At 58.4% G+C, this 18,493-nt stretch carries 14 protein-coding genes and 1 other RNA gene; 4 read left to right on the top strand and 11 right to left on the bottom strand.

The annotated features are described in order from the left end of the window. Positions 1–22: 22 nt before the first annotated feature. Positions 23–3,076: a D-2-hydroxyglutarate dehydrogenase YdiJ gene (gene ydiJ / locus D7S44_RS04445; protein ID WP_120452396.1), complete on the bottom strand. Its 3,054-nt coding sequence runs from the start codon at positions 3,074–3,076 to the stop codon at positions 23–25. Between the two features lie 205 nt (positions 3,077–3,281). Here ydiJ and ydiK point away from each other — a divergent pair, with 205 nt between their 5' ends. Continuing rightward, positions 3,282–4,400: an AI-2E family transporter YdiK gene (ydiK, locus tag D7S44_RS04440; protein ID WP_120452394.1), complete on the top strand. Its 1,119-nt coding sequence runs from the start codon at positions 3,282–3,284 to the stop codon at positions 4,398–4,400. A 245-nt stretch (positions 4,401–4,645) separates the two neighbouring features. Beyond that, positions 4,646–4,752, top strand: an RNA gene (gene rprA, locus D7S44_RS04435) — antisense sRNA RprA. A 60-nt stretch (positions 4,753–4,812) separates the two neighbouring features. Here the strand turns inward: rprA and ppsA are convergent. Beyond that, a complete protein-coding gene (ppsA, locus tag D7S44_RS04430) occupies positions 4,813–7,197 on the bottom strand; it encodes a phosphoenolpyruvate synthase (RefSeq protein ID WP_120452392.1) in 2,385 nt (794 codons plus the stop codon). 456 nt (positions 7,198–7,653) lie between these two features. Here ppsA and ppsR point away from each other — a divergent pair, with 456 nt between their 5' ends. Then, positions 7,654–8,481, top strand: coding sequence for a posphoenolpyruvate synthetase regulatory kinase/phosphorylase PpsR (gene ppsR / locus D7S44_RS04425; protein WP_120452391.1), 828 nt, complete (start codon positions 7,654–7,656; stop codon positions 8,479–8,481). Positions 8,482–8,633: 152 nt separating this feature from the next. Next, positions 8,634–9,680: a 3-deoxy-7-phosphoheptulonate synthase gene (locus D7S44_RS04420; protein WP_120452873.1), complete on the top strand. Its 1,047-nt coding sequence runs from the start codon at positions 8,634–8,636 to the stop codon at positions 9,678–9,680. Positions 9,681–9,685: 5 nt separating this feature from the next. On the opposite strand, the gene D7S44_RS04415 is transcribed toward D7S44_RS04420, so the two are convergent. The 9 genes from D7S44_RS04415 to pheT all read right to left on the bottom strand — a co-directional run bounded on the left by D7S44_RS04415 (position 9,686) and on the right by pheT (position 18,492). After that, the gene (locus D7S44_RS04415) at positions 9,686–11,122 is read right to left on the bottom strand and encodes a protein adenylyltransferase SelO (RefSeq protein WP_120452389.1); all 1,437 of its coding nucleotides are present in this window, start codon (positions 11,120–11,122) and stop codon (positions 9,686–9,688) included. A 133-nt stretch (positions 11,123–11,255) separates the two neighbouring features. Beyond that, positions 11,256–11,987: an EAL domain-containing protein gene (locus D7S44_RS04410; RefSeq protein ID WP_120452871.1), complete on the bottom strand. Its 732-nt coding sequence runs from the start codon at positions 11,985–11,987 to the stop codon at positions 11,256–11,258. A gap of 314 nt (positions 11,988–12,301) precedes the next feature. After that, positions 12,302–12,763, bottom strand: a complete 462-nt coding sequence (locus D7S44_RS04405; RefSeq protein WP_120452387.1) for a C40 family peptidase — start codon at positions 12,761–12,763, stop codon at positions 12,302–12,304. 72 nt (positions 12,764–12,835) lie between these two features. After that, positions 12,836–13,576, bottom strand: coding sequence for a vitamin B12 ABC transporter ATP-binding protein BtuD (gene btuD, locus D7S44_RS04400; protein ID WP_120452385.1), 741 nt, complete (start codon positions 13,574–13,576; stop codon positions 12,836–12,838). A 2-nt stretch (positions 13,577–13,578) separates the two neighbouring features. Next, complete coding sequence (locus D7S44_RS04395) at positions 13,579–14,121, bottom strand: glutathione peroxidase (RefSeq protein WP_120452383.1); 543 nt, start codon at positions 14,119–14,121, stop codon at positions 13,579–13,581. Positions 14,122–14,159: 38 nt separating this feature from the next. Then, on the bottom strand, positions 14,160–15,143 hold the full coding sequence (btuC, locus tag D7S44_RS04390; RefSeq protein WP_120452381.1) for a vitamin B12 ABC transporter permease BtuC: 984 nt from the start codon (positions 15,141–15,143) through the stop codon (positions 14,160–14,162). 99 nt (positions 15,144–15,242) lie between these two features. Beyond that, positions 15,243–15,593 carry a DUF2502 domain-containing protein gene (locus tag D7S44_RS04385; RefSeq protein WP_120452379.1) on the bottom strand — a complete coding sequence of 117 codons (351 nt, stop codon included), beginning with the start codon at positions 15,591–15,593 and terminating at the stop codon, positions 15,243–15,245. 204 nt (positions 15,594–15,797) lie between these two features. Next, complete coding sequence (gene ihfA, locus D7S44_RS04380; protein ID WP_033747517.1) at positions 15,798–16,100, bottom strand: integration host factor subunit alpha; 303 nt, start codon at positions 16,098–16,100, stop codon at positions 15,798–15,800. A gap of 4 nt (positions 16,101–16,104) precedes the next feature. Beyond that, positions 16,105–18,492, bottom strand: coding sequence for a phenylalanine--tRNA ligase subunit beta (gene pheT / locus D7S44_RS04375; protein ID WP_120452377.1), 2,388 nt, complete (start codon positions 18,490–18,492; stop codon positions 16,105–16,107). Position 18,493 lies beyond the last annotated feature (1 nt).

Below are 18,493 nucleotides of genomic sequence, written 5' to 3'. Positions count from 1 at the left end.
CGTGACGTCGCGCACAATTTTGTTACATCAACGCCAGCAGCGCCTGTAGCGGATGACGCATGCCGTTGCCTTCCAGCCTTTTGACCTGGCTGCGGCAGGAAAAGCCGGTCGCCAGGCAGCGCTGGCGCGGCAGTTTCTGCAGCTGCGGATGCCACGACAGCCCATAGATCCCCAGCGAGTTGTCGAGGTTTTTGCTTTCATGCCCGTAGGTGCCCGCCATGCCGCAGCAGCCGACGTTGATATTCTCCAGCTTCGCGCCGAAGCGCGCAAAGATCGCCTGCCACTGATTCGGCGTGTTCGGCAGCGCCGTCACTTCGGTGCAGTGCGCGAACAGATACCAGCTTTCGCCGCTGCCTGGCTGGACGGCGCGCGGGCTCACCACGTCGTGCAGCCACTCATGCACCAGCTGTACATGAAAGTCGCCGCGCTTCTCGCCGAGCGTCTGCCGGTATTCATCGCGATAGCAGAGCACCGTCGCCGGATCGACGCCGACCATCGGCATGCCGAGTTTCGCCACGCGATTAAGAAAGTCAGCGGTTCTTCCTGCGGTGCGGGCAAAGCGCTGCAGAAAGCCTTTAACGTGCTGCGCCTTGCCGTTGGGCATAAAGGGCAGCAGCACCGGCCGCAGGCCCAGCTTCTCGATCAGGCGAATAAAATCAGCGATCAGCTGCGCCTCATAGAAGCTGGTGAAGGGGTCCTGCACCACCAGCACATAGTCGGCGCGCTGGTCGGCACGCAGCGCTTCCAGCTTCTCCAGCGTCATATTCATTGCCGGATGACCGCTTAGCTCCTGCTTTAGTGAAGGCGACGACAGCAGCGGCAGATCGACCATGCCGATGTGGTTTTTGCTCAGCTCGCGCATCCAGGGCTGTTTAAGGAAGAAGTTAAAGGCCTTCGGCGCTTTCGCCATTAGCGGCGCATAGCTCTCTACCGCCGCGACCAGATGGTCGCTTGCCGACCGCAGGTAGCGCGTATGGTAGAGCTGTAAAAAGCGCGCGCGAAAATCGGGTACGTCGATTTTGATCGGGCACTGGGTCGAGCAGGCTTTACAGGCGAGGCAGCCGGACATCGCCTCATGGACTTCATGGGAGAAATCATACTCGCCCTTACTGGCGTGCCAGCTGTTGCGCACGCGGCCAATCAGGGCGCGCAGCGACAGGCTGTTCTCCGGTATCTGCTTCTCCAGCTGCTGCGGATCGATGCCCTGCTCCGCCAGCAGGCGCAGCCACTCGCGCGTCAGGGTGGCGCGCCCTTTCGGCGAATGGATGCGATTGCGGGTAATTTTCATCGAGGGGCACATCGGGCTGCGCGCATCGAAGTTGAAGCAGAGGCCGTTGCCGTTGCACTCCATCGCGCCGCGCCAGTCGCTGCGTACCGTCAGAGGGATCTGGCGGTCATAGCTGCCGCGCTTCACCGCGTCGACCTGCATCATCGGCTCATTGCTGTCGATGGGGGTACAGATTTTGCCCGGGTTCATGCGGTTGTCGGGATCGAACGCCGCCTTGATGCGCCGCAGTTCGTTGAACAGCGTTTCGCCGAAGAACGCCGGGCTGTACTGCGCGCGGAATCCCTTACCGTGTTCGCCCCAGAGTAATCCGCCATAGCGCGCGGTAAGCGCCACCACGTCATCTGAGAGGGTTTTCATCAGCATTTCCTGCTGCGGATCGCACATGTCCAGCGCGGGACGCACATGCAGTACGCCCGCGTCAACATGGCCGAACATGCCGTAGCTCAGGCCGTGGCTGTCGAGCAGCGCGCGAAACTCGACGATATAATCGGCGAGGTTCTCCGGCGGTACAGCGGTATCCTCCACAAAGGGGATCGGCTTGGCACGGCCTTTCGCATTGCCCAGCAGCCCCACCGCTTTTTTACGCATGTTATAGATGCGCTCGATGCCGTCGAGATCGTTACAGAGCTGATAGCCGATCACGCCGCCCTGACGCTGCGCCATCAGCAAATCCAGCCGCGCGCAGAGCGCGCTTACCTGCTGCTCGATCAGCGCGCCGTCGTCGCCTGCGAACTCCACAATGTTCAGGCCGAGCATCTCTTTATCCGGCACGTCGGTAATCAGCTCGCGCACCGAATGCCAGACGATATCTTCTCGCGCCAGATTCAGGACTTTGGAGTCCACCGTTTCTACCGACAGCGCCTTAGCCTCTACCATAAAAGGCGCGTTGCGCAGCGCGGAGTCGAAGGAGTCATACTTGATGTTCACCAGACGGCGCACTTTCGGGATCGGCGTAATGTCGAGCCGCGCCTCGGTGATAAAGGCCAGCGTGCCCTCTGCGCCGCACAGGATGCGCGTCAGGTCGAAGGTCTGCATATCGTCGCTAAAGACATGGCGCAGATCGTAGCCGGTCAGAAAGCGGTTCAGCTTAGGAAACTTTTCCAGAATTAAGGCGCGCTGCTCGCGGCATCGCGTCAGCACCTGCTGATAGATACGCCCTTCCGGCGTCGCCGTCTGCGCCAGTGTCTCCACCAGCGCGGTGGCCATCGGCCGGGTATCAAGAATATCCCCGCCGAGCAGAACTGCGCGCAGCCCCAGCACATGGTCGGACGTTTTACCGTACACCAGCGATCCCTGACCCGAGGCGTCGGTATTGATCATACCGCCCAGCGTCGCGCGGTTGCTGGTAGAGAGCTCCGGCGAGAAGAAGAAACCGTAAGGCTTAAGCCAGGCGTTAAGCTGATCCTTGACCACGCCCGCTTCGACGCGCACCCAGCCCTGCTCGGGATTGATCTCCAGGATGCGGTTCATATGGCGCGACATATCCACCACAATGCCCTGATTCAACGACTGCCCGTTGGTGCCGGTCCCGCCGCCGCGCGGCGTGAAAACAAGCTCGCAGAAGCGTTCCTCGCCCGCCACGCGCGCAATCAGCGCGACGTCAGCGGTAGAACGCGGAAAGAGCACCGCATCCGGCAGTAGCTGATAGATGCTGTTATCCGTGGACATTAACAGGCGGTCAGCATAGCTGGTGGCGGTATCGCCGGTGAAACCCTGCGCCTTCAGCGCGTCGAGGAATGTCAGCACCCGTTGAACGAGGCCGGGCGCCTGAGAAATCTGTGGGATCATTGTTGGGAGACCAGATGTTGTAAACGTTTGCGTTGTCTGTTTTGTCTGAACGTTCCGTTTTAACACATTTTTTTCGCGCTCGCTGTTTTTTCAGGAAAGGGAAAAACCCTCTCTTTCGCCCCTGTTTAAAGCCCTGAAAATAGCTCATCATTAAGCCGGGCCCGATTGCCCCTCCATGAAGGATTATTTGAGGTCGTTGTTCCTTATGAAAAACCTGCACCGCACCACGGATATGCCGCAGATGCTCTTTACGCTGATGTTTATCCTGTTGATGATCGTCGCCTGTATCTGGATAGTTCAGCCTTTTATTCTGGGTTTCGCCTGGGCGAGCATGGTGGTGATTGCTACCTGGCCGCTGATGCTGCGCGTACAGCGACTGCTGTGGAACCGGCGTTCGCTGGCGGTCATCGTGATGACGCTGCTTTTGCTGCTGCTGTTTATTATTCCTATCGCGTTGCTGGTCAACAGCCTGATCGACAACAGCGCCCCGGTGATCGCCTGGGCGACTCAGGGTCATATGGAAATGCCGTCGCTGCTGTGGCTGAATGATATTCCGGCCATTGGCGATAAACTCTTTTCCAGCTACCACAAGCTGATTGCAGGCGGCGGCTCCGCCATTATGGCGAAACTGCAGCCCTACGTCGGCCGCACCACCGGCTTTTTCGTCGCTCAGGCGGGCCACTTTGGTCGGCTGATGATCCACCTCGGCGTGATGCTTCTGTTCAGCGCCCTGCTGTTCTGGCGCGGCGAACAGGCGGCGCATGGCATCCGTCACTTCGCCTTTCGTATGGCGGGCCGCCGCGGCGATGCAACCGTGTTGCTGGCTGGTCAGGCGATCCGCGCCGTGGCGCTCGGCGTGGTGGTCACTGCGCTGGTGCAGGGCGTGCTCGGCGGCATTGGGCTGGCGCTTTCCGGCATCCCTTACGCCACGCTGCTTACCGTACTGATGATCCTCTGTTGTCTGGTGCAGATTGGGCCGCTCATCGTGCTGGTTCCGGCCATCGTCTGGCTCTACTGGAGCGGAGACACCACGTGGGGAACGGTGCTGTTGATCTGGAGCTGCGTGGTCGGCACGCTGGATAACGTGCTGCGTCCGATGCTGATTCGCATGGGCGCGGACCTGCCGATGATCCTGATCCTTTCCGGCGTTATCGGCGGGCTGGTGGCCTTCGGCCTGATCGGCCTGTTTATCGGTCCGGTGGTGCTGGCGGTTTCTTACCGACTGGTTTCCGTCTGGATGCATGAGGCGCCGCCGCCAGCGGACGATGCCGCCAGCGTGGTCGATATCCTCGCCGATCACGACGAAGAACATCTGCCTTCCTGAACCCAGGCTCAGGGCGGTTAACCGCCCTGATTCATTTGCGTCACGTTAATATTTTTTTTCATTAGCGCTTTTTAAGAAAAAACGCAGTTTTTAACCATGAGGCCGCATATCAGCGGCGAATAGTTTATTTTTCGCATTGGTTTACCCGGAATTCGCGGCAAAATACGTGACAAAAGTTTACTGGCTTTAAACTAATAAGAGGATTCTTAAAGACTCAGAACGGCGCGATGAATAACATGATTCCTATGTTTGAAATCAAGCTACTGATTTTTAAACAACCTTTTCCCCTGAGTAAAGTGAAGAATTGCTGTGTGTAGTCTTTGCCCATCCCCTGTGATGGGCTTTTTTTTGGCCCAGATAAAGTAAAAAGGCCAGCAAAGCTGGCCTTTTGTCTGCATTTTAGCTTAAACAATCATGCGCTTTTGCTTAACTCAGCGAGCGACAGCCAGGTCTCAACCACGGTGTCTGGGTTAAGTGACAGGCTATCGATACCCTCTTCCATCAGCCAGGCCGCGAAGTCCTGATGATCGGATGGTCCCTGGCCGCAGATGCCGACATATTTGCCCTGCTTCTTCGCCGCCTGAATCGCCATCGACAGCAGCGCTTTGACGGCGTCATTGCGCTCGTCGAACAGCGCCGACACCACGCCTGAGTCGCGATCCAGTCCCAGCGCCAGCTGCGTCATATCGTTCGAGCCGATAGAGAAGCCGTCGAAATGCTCAAGGAACTGCTCGGCCAGTAAGGCGTTAGAGGGAATTTCGCACATCATAATGATCTTCAGGCCGTTCTCGCCGCGCTTCAGACCCTGGCGTTCCAGCTCTTCGACCACGGCCTGCGCCTGCGCGACGGTGCGTACAAAGGGAACCATGATTTCGACGTTGGTCAGCCCCATTTCGTTACGCACGCGCTTAACCGCTTCGCACTCCAGCGCAAAACAGTCGCGGAAGCTATCTGACACATAGCGCCCCGCGCCGCGGAAGCCCAGCATCGGGTTCTCCTCTTCCGGCTCGTAGCGTTCACCACCGACCAGGTTGGCATACTCGTTCGATTTAAAGTCCGAAAGGCGCACAATTACCCGCTTCGGCGCAAAAGCGGCGCCCAGCGTCGCAATCCCTTCGGTAAGGCGCGCAATATAGAACTCCACCGGATTGTCGAAGCCTTTCATCATGGTGCGGATTTGCTGCTGCAGCTCCGGCGTCTGCTGATCAAATTCCAGCAGCGCTTTCGGATGCACGCCGATCATACGGTTGATGATGAACTCCAGACGCGCCAGACCGACGCCTTCGTTCGGCAAGCAGGCGAAGTCGAAGGCGCGATCGGGGTTGCCGACGTTCATCATGATCTTCAGCGGCAGCGCGGGCATTTCGTCTACCTGCGAGCTGGTGACCTCGAAATCGAGCAGATCGTTATAGACATAGCCGGTATCGCCTTCGGCGCAGGAGACCGTCACTTTGTTGCCGTCTTTCAGGCGGTCAGTGGCGTCGCCGCAGCCCACCACCGCAGGAATACCTAACTCACGCGCGATAATCGCCGCATGGCAGGTGCGTCCGCCGCGGTTAGTGACGATCGCCGAGGCTTTCTTCATGATCGGTTCCCAGTCCGGGTCGGTCATATCCGTTACCAGCACGTCGCCTTTTTCAATGCGGTTCATCTCGCTGATGTCGTGGATAACCTTCACTTCGCCGGCGCCGATGCGATGGCCGATGGCGCGCCCTTCCACTACCACGCTGCCTTTGCCCTGCAGGTTATAGCGCTCCATTACCTGACCATTGGAACGCACGGTTTCCGGGCGCGCCTGGACAATAAAGAGTTTGCCGGTGTGGCCATCTTTGGCCCATTCGATATCCATTGGACGCTTGTAGTGCTGTTCGATCAGTACGGCCTGACGCGCCAGCGCTTCCACTTCCTCATCGGTAAGCGAAAAGCGGTCGCGCTCCGTTTCCGGCACGTCTTCAATACGCACCTGTTCGCCGTGAGACTGCGAATCGGCGTAGACCATACGAATCTTTTTCGAGCCCATATTGCGGCGCACGATAGCGGGACGATCGGCAGCCAGCGTCGGCTTATGCACGTAGAACTCATCCGGGTTAACCGCGCCCTGCACCACCATCTCGCCAAGGCCGAAGGCAGAGGTGATAAATACCACCTGATCAAAGCCCGATTCGGTGTCGATGGTGAACATAACGCCCGACGACGCGAGATCTGAGCGCACCATGCGCTGAATGCCCGCCGACAGCGCTACGCCGCGATGGTCGTAGCCCTGATGCACACGGTAGGAGATAGCGCGATCGTTAAACAGCGAGGCGTAAACATGCTTCACGGCGATCATGACCGCGTCAAAGCCCTGCACGTTAAGGAAGGTCTCCTGTTGACCGGCGAAGGAGGCGTCCGGCATATCTTCCGCTGTGGCGGAGGAGCGTACGGCGAAGGACGCTTCGGCATCGTCGGAGGAGAGCTGCTCGTAGGCCTCGCGAATAGCCGCTTCCAGCTCAGGCTGGAACGGGGTATCCACGACCCACTGACGGATCTGCTTACCGGCTTTCGCCAGCTCATCGACATCGTCAATGTTGGTCTTGTCCAGTAAATCGTAAATGCGCTGGTTGAGGCCGCTCTGATCGAGGAACTGATTAAAGGCGTAAGATGTGGTCGCATATCCGTTAGGCACCGAGACGCCCAGCGACGACAAATTCGTAATCATTTCACCCAGAGAGGCATTCTTCCCTCCCACGCGATCGACATCATGCATGCCAAGCTGGTTATACCAGAGCACTAACGGCTGTTCGCCTGTAATGGACATCGAGATTATCCTTTTAAGAATGAATGGGCACATGGAAAATTTAGCTATTCGCAAAATTAGCCTGGCACAATGCGCAATTAATGACTAAGTGTTGAATCGTTAAAGCGCGCAAGATTTCGCAAATTAAGAATTATTCCAATAATTCGGACTGGTTGCGCAAATCGGTTATTTTCCGCTAAGGCTATGATGGATTTGATTTTTTATATTATTCATTGAGTTAGTGGCGATTTTGTTGCGCAACGAGCAGCCGTTTTATTTCCCCGCAGACCTTACCCGCCACCCAGAAAATGATTTCAAAACGTCATTTCATTATTTTAACGGCGTCATCGCGGGCTAAAACAGGCAAGAAAAAACAAAAAGTTCATAAAATTCAAATATGGATTTTTTATTTTGCTTAAACCGCTATTTAAAGCTGCTAACCTATCCGATATCTCTGTACGCATAAGGTAAAAAGCCATGAGCAGCGAAAGAAGCGTTTTTTATATTTCAGACGGCACCGCAATTACCGCCGAAGTGCTGGGACATGCCGTGCTTTCGCAGTTTCCGGTGGGGTTCAATAGCCTGACGCTGCCTTTTGTCGAGAATGTTCAGCGCGCGCAGGCGGTGAAGGCGCAAATTAACGCGCTCTATCAAAAAAGCGGCGTTCGCCCGCTGGTGTTTTTCTCTATCGTCACGCCGGAAGTGCGCGATATCATTATGCAGAGCGAGGGTTTCTGCCAGGACATCGTGCAGGCGCTGGTGGCGCCGTTACAGGAAGAGCTGGGCCTGGCGCCCGCACCGGTGGCGCACCGCACCCACGGCCTCGACGCCAGCAACCTGGGCAAGTACGACGCGCGTATCGCCGCTATTGACTATACCCTGGCGCACGACGACGGCATCTCGCTACGTGGCCTGGAGGATGCGCAGGTCATCCTGCTGGGCGTTTCGCGCTGCGGTAAAACCCCTACCAGCCTCTATCTGGCGATGCAGTTCGGCATCCGCGCCGCCAACTACCCTTTTATCGCCGACGATATGGATAATCTCCGCCTGCCTGCCGCCCTGCGACCGTTTCAGCACAAGCTGTTTGGCTTAACCATCGATCCGGAACGGCTTGCCGCCATTCGTCAGGAGCGGGCGGAAAATACCCGCTACGCCTCAATGCGCCAGTGCCGGCTCGAAGTGGGCGAAGTCGAAGCGCTGTTCCGCACTCACCAGATCCGCTATCTCAACAGCACCAACTATTCGGTGGAGGAGATCGCCACCAAAATTCTCGACATTATGGGCCTGACGCGCCGCATGTACTGAGCAGCCAACGGCAGCGGCTTGTAAACCGCCGCTGCCGTTGGGCAAAAAATCATTTCAGTTTATAGGGTTGCATTCGCAGGCTAATAATTTATTGTGATCATCATCACTTCCCGGTATGTCACCGTTGCGAAGAAAAAGCTTTCGAGATGCTCATGAATAAAACTGATGAACTGCGTACGGCACGCATCGGCAGCCTGATCACGCCTGCCGCATTAGCCGCTGCCCATCCTCTCTCCGCCGACATTGCGGATAACGTGACCCGCGCGCGCCAGCGCATCGCCCGGATTCTGACCGGCGAAGATCCGCGTCTGCTGGTGATTATCGGCCCCTGCTCTCTGCACGATCCGCGCGCCGCGCTCGACTACGCGCAGCGGCTGAATGCGCTGCGCGAGCGCTACGCCGATCGCCTGGAAATCGTGATGCGCACCTATTTTGAAAAGCCGCGCACCGTGGTGGGCTGGAAAGGACTGATCTCCGATCCCGATCTGGATGGCAGCTTTAACGTTAACCGCGGCATCGACCTGGCGCGCCAGATTCTGCTCGATATTAACCGCCTCGGTCTGCCCACCGCGACGGAATTCCTGGATATGGTTACCGGCCAGTTTATCGCCGATTTGATCAGCTGGGGGGCGATTGGCGCGCGCACGACGGAGAGCCAGATTCACCGTGAAATGGCCTCAGCGCTCTCCTGTCCGGTGGGCTTTAAAAACGGCACCGACGGCAACGTGCGCATTGCGGTGGATGCCATTCGCGCCTCGCGCGCCAGCCATATGTTCCTCTCACCCGACAAAGATGGCCAGATGACGATTTACCAGACCAGCGGCAACCCGCACGGCCACGTTATCCTGCGCGGCGGCAAAGCGCCAAACTATCACGCCGACGATGTGGCCGCCGCAGCCGCCAGCCTGCGTGAATTTAGTCTGCCGGAGCAGCTGGTCATCGATTTCAGCCACGGAAACTGCCTGAAACAGCATCGTCGTCAGAAAGAGGTGGCGGCCGAGGTGGCGCAGCAGATCCGCGCCGGGTCGCGCGCGGTCGCGGGCGTAATGATCGAAAGTTTTATTGAAGAGGGAAATCAGAAAGTGGTCGCGGGCGAGCCGCTGGTTTACGGCCAGTCGATTACCGATCCCTGCCTCGGCTGGCAGGACAGCGAAGCGGTGCTGTCGCTGCTGGCCGAGGCGGTGAACAGCCGCTTCTGAGCCGCCTAGCTGGAGCAGCTCACCTCCAGCGTCTTACCCCAGTCCGGCGGCCGCTGACGATATTCAGCGGCCGTTTCGTCGCTAAAGGGCTGCTGCAACGCCTGATGCAGCCGCGCCAGCGCCCCGCTTTCGCCCTTTTCCGCCTCGTCGATCGCTTGCTGCGCCAGGTAGTTGCGCAGCACCAGCGCCGGGTTGGCGGCCTTCATGCGCTGCTGTCGCGCTTCATCGGCAACCTCTTCCTGCAGCAGACGCGCGCGGTAGCGCTGATACCAGCGGTCAAAGGCGTCGCGATCCATAAACTCGTCGCGCAGCGGCGAACGCGCGTCCTGCGGCTGCGTATCGCTGAGCAGACGGAACGTCAGGGTATAGTCGCTGTGCTCCTGCGCCATCAGCGATAATAGCTCCACCAGCAGCGCGTTATCGCCGCTGTCAGGCTGCGTGAAGCCCAGCTTCGCCCGCATACGTTCGCCCCATACCCGCATCAGCTCCGGCTCGTAACGGCTCAGCGCCTGTTTAAGCTGCTCGACGTTAAGCAGGCCGGAAAGCGCATGCGCCAGGCGGTTCAGGTTCCACAGACCAATCATCGGCTGGTTTTCGAAGCTGTAGCGCCCCTGATAATCGCTGTGGTTGCAGATAAAACCAGGCTGATAGTCGTCAAGGAAACCGTAAGGGCCGTAGTCGATAGTCAGCCCCAGCAGCGACATATTGTCGGTGTTCATTACGCCATGCGCGAAGCCCACACTTTGCCACTGGGCGATCAGGCGCGCGGTGCGCTCAACGACGTCGGTAAACCATAAAAGATATTTATCCGCTTCGTTAACCAGATGCGGCCAGTGGTGGCGCAGCGCATAATCCGCCAGCTGCTCTACTTTTTCCTGCTGCTGGCTATAGAAGAAATGCTCGAAATGACCGAAGCGCAGATGGCTTTCAGCGATGCGCATCAGCGTCGCACCGCGCTCTGGCGTTTCACGATAGACCGGCTCGTCGCCGATGGCGATAGCGAGGGCGCGCGTGGTGGGAATGCCCAGGTGATGCAGCGCCTCGGAGGCGAGAAATTCGCGCACCGTGGAGCGGATCACGGCGCGTCCGTCGCCCATACGCGAGTAAGGGGTAAGTCCGGCGCCCTTCAGATGCCAGTCGACTTTGTGTTCCGCGCTGAGGCGTTGTTCGCCCAGCAAAATGCCGCGGCCGTCGCCCAGCTGACCGGCCCAGACGCCGAACTGATGTCCGCTATAGACCTGCGCAAGCGGCTCCATCCCGGACAGCAGCGCGGCGCCATGCCATACGCCATGGCCTTCGCCGGCGAAAAGCGCCGGGTCGACGCCCAGCGTCTGCGCCAGCGGCGCATTGTGATAAAACAGACGGCCGCCCTTAAGCGCAGTCGGCATCTGGGCGGTATAGAATCCCGGCAGCTCGCGCTGCCAGCTGTTATCAAACAACATACACTCTCCCGAGCGGCAGCCAGGCGAAATCAGGGCCACCGTCGCTGTGAAAAACCGGATATCGGGCCGTCCCGGCGCAGAGGCGCGAGACACCGCAAGTATAGTGGTGGGAAATCAAATACAACAGGCGGGCTTAATCAGGGGCGCAGCATTGGCTCGCAATCAGACGCTTTAGCGCTTCGGCTTTTACTGGCGGGAAAAGCGCGCCCTGCAGCACGGCATCCTGCAGCGGCGCTGTTTTATCGAGCAGCGTTCTGTCGTCAATGCCGCAAATAATCATCAGCTGCGTATGGCTGCAAAAGTTATCAATGATGCTCTGAATAAAAGGCTGGAAAGAGGCACGTTTCGCCAGTGCCTGAATAAATTGTTTATCCAGTTTGATGCAGTCGAACAGATTATCGTAGACGGCGCGAGTCGAAGATTTACCGGCACCAAAATGAGATAATGATAAACGGAACTGTTGTTTTAGCGCAGAAATAAGAGGATCGTTAATTCCGTTTAAAAGCTGCGGAAACGTTTCGCTGAGGTCCAGCAATAAAAAGGGAAGCTGCTTAATTTTACGTATCAGCAATTCACTCGCCAGCAGCGTTTGCGCCAGATTTTCATCAATTCGCATTAATGCCAGCACATGATTCTTTTCGAAGAACTCGTAGTGTTGCTCCAGCAAGCTAATCTGGCGCTGCAGCAGACGCAGTCTCTGCGTTTCATTAAGCTGCGGCAATAACAAATCCTGCGGCAAGGTGACAGGCGCAGTCTCATGCACGAACTGGCTAACCAGCTCGACGGCCACCAGCTGCCCGCTAATTGTGCAGGCAGGATAAAACCAAATTTCCGACTGATAGTCGGCAGATAAATGAACTTTCATTTTTACAGCCAGATAAAGTGGCGACTGGCGCATCGTATATCATCGAAATCAGGCAGGCAATAGTACCAAACCCCGGAAGAGATGGACATCTTTGCCGTTAAATTTCGCTTTGCCCGCTGCGCCAGATCCCTAAGCCAAATAACGGTCGCGTAAATACCCTTTACCAGAAAATTAAATCTCTGTCTTATTGATATAATTATTTCCCGGCAGCGTAAAGTGCCAATTTAAATAAGAGTTAAAATATACCTGCATTTTTTGCTGCTATTTACGCAGCTATTACGGCGCACGGCGTTCTGAGAGAGAGGTAATTTGCCTTAAATGCGCCGTGCCTGCCAGAAGGCTTTGCGCCAGTAAACGTTGTCCAGCGAGGAGCGTATCACCCCCTGGCTGGTGGAAGCGTGAATAAAGGCGTTGTCGCGGTCATATATGCCGACGTGCAGGCCATTTTCGCCGCGGCCAGTTTTGAAAAATACCAGATCGCCCGGCTGCAGCTCATCCTTGCTGATACGCGTGCCGATATCGCTCTGCGCCCGCGTGCTGCGCGGCAGCTGCAGATCGAACCTGTCACGCATGGTGAGATAGACAAAACCGGAGCAGTCAACGCCGCCACGACTCATGCCGCCGTAACGATAGGGCGTGCCACGCCACTGGCCCAGCTGTTCGTTGAGCTGCGCCACCACCATAATGGGATCAGACAGACGGCCGTTCACCGGCGGCGCGCGATGGCCGCTGCATCCTGCCAGTATTAACACCAGTAAAAACACGCCTAACCGCATTCGCGCACATCCTCTGTTAATCGCAACGGCCTCACTCTAGCGTCAGGCGCGCAGCCTGGCAAGACGCGGCCGTCAGGGTTGCGCAGTCAGCAGCGGCTGGCCATCCAGTTCCAGCAGGCGAAACGGGATAGCATAGAGATCGCTGAGACGCTCGGGCGTCAGGATCGCCGCAGGTGCCCCTTGCGCCATCACTCTGCCCTGCGCCATCAGCCAGACGCTATCGGCATGACGCAACGTATGGTTGAGATCGTGACTGCTGGCGATAACGCAGATGCCGGCGCGCTGCAGCCCGATAATCAGGCTGTGGACGGCGTGTTGCTGGGCAATATCCAGTCCCGTCATCGGTTCGTCCAGCAGCAGCACTTTTCCCTCTGGGTTAAGGGCGGGATCGATCTGGGCGAGCGCCGCCGCCAGCCTGACGCGCTGCCACTCGCCGCCCGACAGCTGCGCCAGCGGACGCGCCAGCTTGTCCTGCAGCTGCAGCTTCTCCAGCAGCGCGGTCAGCGGCGCGTCTGACTGCGTCTCGCTCAGATGGAGACGCAAATAGTGGTAAACCGGCATAAAGCCCGGCGCGATTTGCTGCGGCAGCCAGGCGCGCAGCCGTGCCAGCGCCGGGCCGCGCCATTCGCGCAGCGGACGCCCCAGCAGCCGAATCTCTCCTTCGCCCGGCAGCATCCCCGCCATTAGCGCCAGCAGAGTGCTTTTGCCCGCGCCGTTTGGCCCGACCAGATGCAGCAGCGTGCCGGCGGCCACTTCGGCTGAGAAAGACGCCAGCCGTCCGGGAACGGCGGCGTCCCTGAGGCTGATGAGCACGGTTACGCCAACGCCTGCTGAATACTCTGCTGGATAATGGCGTCGTCCGGCGTCATATCCGGCGCGAAACGCTTCACTACGTTACCCTGACGATCGATCAGGAACTTCTCGAAGTTCCACAGAATATCGCCCGGCGCTTTCGGCCCGCGGCCTTTGCTGACCTGACGCTCGTAAAAGCCGCTGCCTTCCGGGCGCACCGCTTCCGGCTGCGCCGCGATCAGCTGCGCATAGAGCGGATGGCGCGCCGGGCCGTTGACATCGCCTTTGGCCAGCATGGGAAAGGTCACGCCCCAGGTGGTGCTGCAGTAGGTTTTAATCTCTTCGTTGCTGCCCGGCTCCTGCTCAAGGAACTGATTGCAGGGAAAGCCCAGCACGCTGAAGCCCTGCGCCTGATACTGCTGCTGCAGCGCCTCCAGCTGCTCGTACTGCGGGGTAAGACCGCATTTTGACGCCACGTTCACCACCAGCAGCACCTTGCCCTGCCACTCTTCCAGCGTGGTTTTCTTGCCGTCGATCGTCATCAGTTCAGTTTGATAAAGGCCCATAAAAGTCTCCTGTCGTGGATGCGGAAAGCCAGCCGAAGCTAGCGCGAAGATTTGACTAACAGCGCAATAAACAGCGGCGCGCCCAGCGTGGCGGTCACCACGCCGATCGGCAACTCCGCCGAGGTCAGCGCCAGACGCGCGATAATGTCGGCGGCGAGCAGTACGCCCGCGCCCGCCAGCGCCGATGTCGGCAGCAGATAGCGATGATCGCTGATGCCGCTCAGCCGCAGCAAGTGCGGGATCACTAAGCCGACAAACCCGATTGCACCCGCCATAGCGACGCTGACGCCGACCAGCCAGCCCATAGCCAGCACCAGCGTATTGCGCCAGAAAAAGAGCGACAGGCCCAGCTGCTGCGCCGGGGTTTCGCCGAGCGCCAGCAGATTGAGCACGCGCGCGGTGGCGATCAGCCCAGCGGTGACCGGCAGCAGCGCCAGCATCATCCAGCCATAACGCCAGTCGATACCGCTAAAGCCGCCCATCATCCAGTACATAAGCTGGCGCAGATCCAGGCTGGTGCTGAAGTAGACCGCCCAGGTCATAATGGCGCTACAGATAATGCCCAGCGCCACGCCGGTAAGCAGCAGTCGCGTTACGGAGAGCTGCCGGTGGGCGAAATGGAGCAGGATGAGGGTGATCAGCAATGCGCCCGCCATCGCCGCCAGGCTCAGGCTCCAGAGCGACCCGCTGCCGAACAGCACGCCCAGCACCAGTCCAATGCCCGCGCCGTTAGAAACCCCGAGCAGGCCCGGCTCCGCCAGCGGATTGGTAAACAGCGCCTGCATTACGACGCCACAGACTGCCAGCGCCGCGCCGACCAGCACCACCGCAAGGGTACGCGGCAGACGCAGCTGCCAGACAAACAGCTGACCGCTGTCGCTCAGCCACCGGGCCGGGACGATCCAGCTATCGCCCGCGCACAGGCTGAGAACAATTAACGCCAGCAGGATAAGGCACAGCGCCATCAGCACGCGACGGCTGCGGCGATCCGCCTGATGAGCAAGCTGCTCCAGCAGGGACATAATCGAGGATTCGCTGAGAAAACAGAGATTTGATTGTAGAGAGATTGGCAGAAAAAGAAAGGCTGGCGTTTGCGGCGCCGGAGGGCGCCGCAAAGAGGATCAGTTGTGGTTAGCGCGCGGCGGCACCGGCTCGCGGTCGTTGCGCGTCGGATGATCGTTATGCGACGGGTTGTCGCGCTTCGCCATTGGCTTGTCGTGGTCAGGGCGCTGCGCCTGCCAGCCGTTGCCGTTCCAGTAGCCATGCGGCCCTTTCAGTCCGACATTGCGGCCATGGTGCGCCTGCCACCATTTCGCCGGACGCCAGTCATAGCCGTCCCAGTAGTAGCCGCGATGATCGCGATCGCCAATATGGACGCCAGCGCCCGGCGCGTTGTCATAATGCGGAGCATGAGCGCTCGCCAGCAGCGGCATCCCCAGCAGGACGCTTAAAAGCAGTGCGGTTTTTTTCATCAAGGTAGTCTCTTGTTATCTGTCGGCGCAGTTATAACAAAAGCCTTTAACGGGTCACTATCGGCGCAGGCGGATTTTCAGCTTATTTCCCCTATGCTTACAAAAAGCTGACAGTGTGAAGAGAGCGTGCAGAAAGAAAACAGCGCGCACGGCGCAGAAATGAAAAAGGCCGCTTGCGCGGCCTTTTTAGAACACTGAAATCGGTCAGTCGTTATCTTTCGGAGAAGCATTTTCGACACGGCTTTTCAGCTTCTGACCCGGGCGGAACGTTACCACGCGGCGCGCAGTAATCGGAATATCTTCCCCCGTTTTTGGATTCCTGCCTGGACGCTGATTTTTATCGCGCAGGTCGAAATTACCAAACCCAGACAGTTTTACCTGTTCACCATTTTCCAGAGCGCGGCGAACCTCTTCAAAAAACAGCTCCACCAGCTCTTTCGCGTCGCGTTTGCTCAGCCCAAGCTTCTCAAACAGGTACTCTGACATTTCAGCTTTTGTAAGCGCCATAGGTTCAATCCCTCAAGGTTGCCTGGAATCGCTCTTTTAATGCCGCAACACATTTGCCAACGGTCGCGGCAATCTCCTCTTCTTCGAGTGTCCGGCTGGTATCCTGCAAAATCAGGCTGATGGCGAGGCTCTTGAAACCCTCTTCAACACCCTTACCGCGGTACACGTCAAACAAGTTTACGCCAACTACCTGATTTACGCCAACTTTCTTACACTCGGCGATGATATCTGCTGCGGGGACGTTTTCAGCCACCACCACGGCGATATCGCGACGGTTCGCCGGGAAGCGTGAAATCTCGCGCGCATCAGGCAGGACGCGGTCTGCGACCTTATTCCAAAGCAGTTCAAAGACTAAGGTGCGACCATTGAGATCCAGCTTACGTTCCAGCTCAGGATGAACCACACCGATAAATCCGATTCGTTCATCATGCAAATAAATTGCTGCGCTCTGTCCCGGATGAAGCGCTGGATTAGCTTCGGCGCGGAAGCGAATGTCGTCCAGCTTGCCGGTTAAATCGAGCAGCGATTCCAAATCACCTTTCAAATCATAGAAGTCAACCGTCTGACGCGCCAGATCCCAGTGCTCTTCGTTGCGGTTGCCGCTCAGCACGCCCGCCAGCATAAGATCCTGACGGATGCCTAAATCAGCCTGGGTATCAGGTACAAAGCGCAAACCGCTCTCAAACAGGCGCACACGGCTCTGCTGGCGGTTCTGGTTGTAGACCACGGCGCTCAGCAGACCGGTCCACAGCGACAGGCGCATCGCCGACATATCGCTGGAGATCGGGCTTGGCAGGATCAGCGCCTCTTCGCCCGGGTGCAGCAGCTGCTGCATTTTCGGATCGACGAAGCTGTAGGTGATCGCTTCCTGATAGCCTTTATCCACCAGCATATTTTTCGCGCGCTTCAGCGACAGATTCGCTTCGCGATGCTGAGTCATCACCAGGCCAGCCTGTACCGGCACGTTCGGGATATTGTTATAACCGTAGACACGCGCGACCTCTTCAATCAGATCTTCTTCAATCGCCATGTCGAAGCGCCAGCTCGGCGCGACCGCTTTCCACTCGCCCTGGCCTGCCGTCACGTCGCAGCCGAGACGCGTCAGAATGTCGGTCACCTGCTCATCGGTAACAACATGGCCAATCAGGCGATCCAGCTTCTCGCGGCGCAGCGTGATGGTGGCGCGCGGCGGCAACGCCGCTTCATGCGTCTGGTCGATAACCGGGCCAGCCTGGCCGCCGCAGATTTCCAGCAGCAGCTGAGTGGCGCGCTCAATAGCTTTGTACTGCAGCGCCGGATCGACACCGCGCTCGTAGCGGTGCGAGGCATCGGTGTGCAGGCCGTGACGACGCGCGCGGCCAGTGATCGCCAGCGGCTCGAACCAGGCGCACTCAAACAGGATGTTCTGCGTCTCTTCATTCACGCCGGAATGCTCGCCGCCGAATATGCCGCCCATCGCCAGCGCTTTATGGTGATCGGCGATAACCAGCGTATCGCTGCTGAGCTTCGCTTCGCTGCCGTCGAGCAGCGTCAGGGTTTCGCCCTCTTCCGCCATGCGCACCACGATGCCGCCGTCAATGCGGTCAAGATCGAAGGCGTGCATCGGCTGACCCAGCTCAAGCAGTACGTAGTTGGTGATATCCACCACCGGATCGATAGAGCGGATGCCGCAGCGGCGCAGCTTTTCACGCATCCAGAGCGGCGTGGCAGCCTTGACGTTGATACCTTTTACCACGCGGCCCAGATAGCGCGGGCAGGCGTCGGTGGCGTCAACGCGGATCGGGAAGGTGTCGCCGATGGTGGCGGCTACCGGCTCGATCGCGGGCGCGGTAAGCGGCAGGCTATTCAGCACCGCCACATCGCGCGCAATACCGATAATGCCGAGGCAGTCGGCACGGTTCGGCGTCACGCTGATCTCAATGGTGTTATCGTCCAGCTTCAGATAGTCGCGGATATCCATGCCGATCGGCGCATCGCCCGGCAGTTCGATAATGCCGCTGTGATCGTCGGAAATGCCCAGCTCAGAGAAAGAACAGAGCATGCCTTCCGAAGGTTCGCCGCGCAGCTTAGCCGCTTTAATTTTAAAATCGCCCGGCAGTACGGCACCGACGGTGGCGACCGCCACCTTCAGCCCCTGACGGCAGTTCGGCGCGCCGCAGACGATATCCAGCAGACGATCGCCGCCGACGTTGACTTTAGTCACGCGCAGCTTGTCGGCGTTCGGGTGCTGGCCGCACTCCACCACTTCACCGACGACCACGCCGTGAAACGCGCCGGCAACCGGCTCCACGCCGTCCACTTCCAGACCGGCCATGGTGATCTGTTCAGAAAGGGCAGCGCTGTCCAGAGCCGGGTTTACCCATTCGCGTAACCAGAGTTCACTGAATTTCATT

The organism is Pantoea piersonii (assembly GCF_003612015.1).
Classification (GTDB): Bacteria; Pseudomonadota; Gammaproteobacteria; order Enterobacterales; family Enterobacteriaceae; genus Pantoea; species Pantoea piersonii.
Note: the sequence above shows the minus strand (reverse complement) of the source record. Positions and strands in the feature narration are given on the sequence as shown.

What these genes read in the sequence shown, in the direction of transcription:
- ydiJ (WP_120452396.1), bottom strand. Translation starts at nt 3,076, where the DNA reads ATGATCCCACAGATTTCTCAGGCGCCCGGCCTCGTTCAACGGGTGCTG.
- ydiK (WP_120452394.1), top strand. Translation starts at nt 3,282, where the DNA reads ATGAAAAACCTGCACCGCACCACGGATATGCCGCAGATGCTCTTTACG.
- ppsA (WP_120452392.1), bottom strand. Translation starts at nt 7,197, where the DNA reads ATGTCCATTACAGGCGAACAGCCGTTAGTGCTCTGGTATAACCAGCTT.
- ppsR (WP_120452391.1), top strand. Translation starts at nt 7,654, where the DNA reads ATGAGCAGCGAAAGAAGCGTTTTTTATATTTCAGACGGCACCGCAATT.
- D7S44_RS04420 (WP_120452873.1), top strand. Translation starts at nt 8,634, where the DNA reads ATGAATAAAACTGATGAACTGCGTACGGCACGCATCGGCAGCCTGATC.
- D7S44_RS04415 (WP_120452389.1), bottom strand. Translation starts at nt 11,122, where the DNA reads ATGTTGTTTGATAACAGCTGGCAGCGCGAGCTGCCGGGATTCTATACC.
- D7S44_RS04410 (WP_120452871.1), bottom strand. Translation starts at nt 11,987, where the DNA reads ATGAAAGTTCATTTATCTGCCGACTATCAGTCGGAAATTTGGTTTTAT.
- D7S44_RS04405 (WP_120452387.1), bottom strand. Translation starts at nt 12,763, where the DNA reads ATGCGGTTAGGCGTGTTTTTACTGGTGTTAATACTGGCAGGATGCAGC.
- D7S44_RS04395 (WP_120452383.1), bottom strand. Translation starts at nt 14,121, where the DNA reads ATGGGCCTTTATCAAACTGAACTGATGACGATCGACGGCAAGAAAACC.
- btuC (WP_120452381.1), bottom strand. Translation starts at nt 15,143, where the DNA reads ATGTCCCTGCTGGAGCAGCTTGCTCATCAGGCGGATCGCCGCAGCCGT.
- D7S44_RS04385 (WP_120452379.1), bottom strand. Translation starts at nt 15,593, where the DNA reads ATGAAAAAAACCGCACTGCTTTTAAGCGTCCTGCTGGGGATGCCGCTG.
- ihfA (WP_033747517.1), bottom strand. Translation starts at nt 16,100, where the DNA reads ATGGCGCTTACAAAAGCTGAAATGTCAGAGTACCTGTTTGAGAAGCTT.
- pheT (WP_120452377.1), bottom strand. Translation starts at nt 18,492, where the DNA reads ATGAAATTCAGTGAACTCTGGTTACGCGAATGGGTAAACCCGGCTCTG.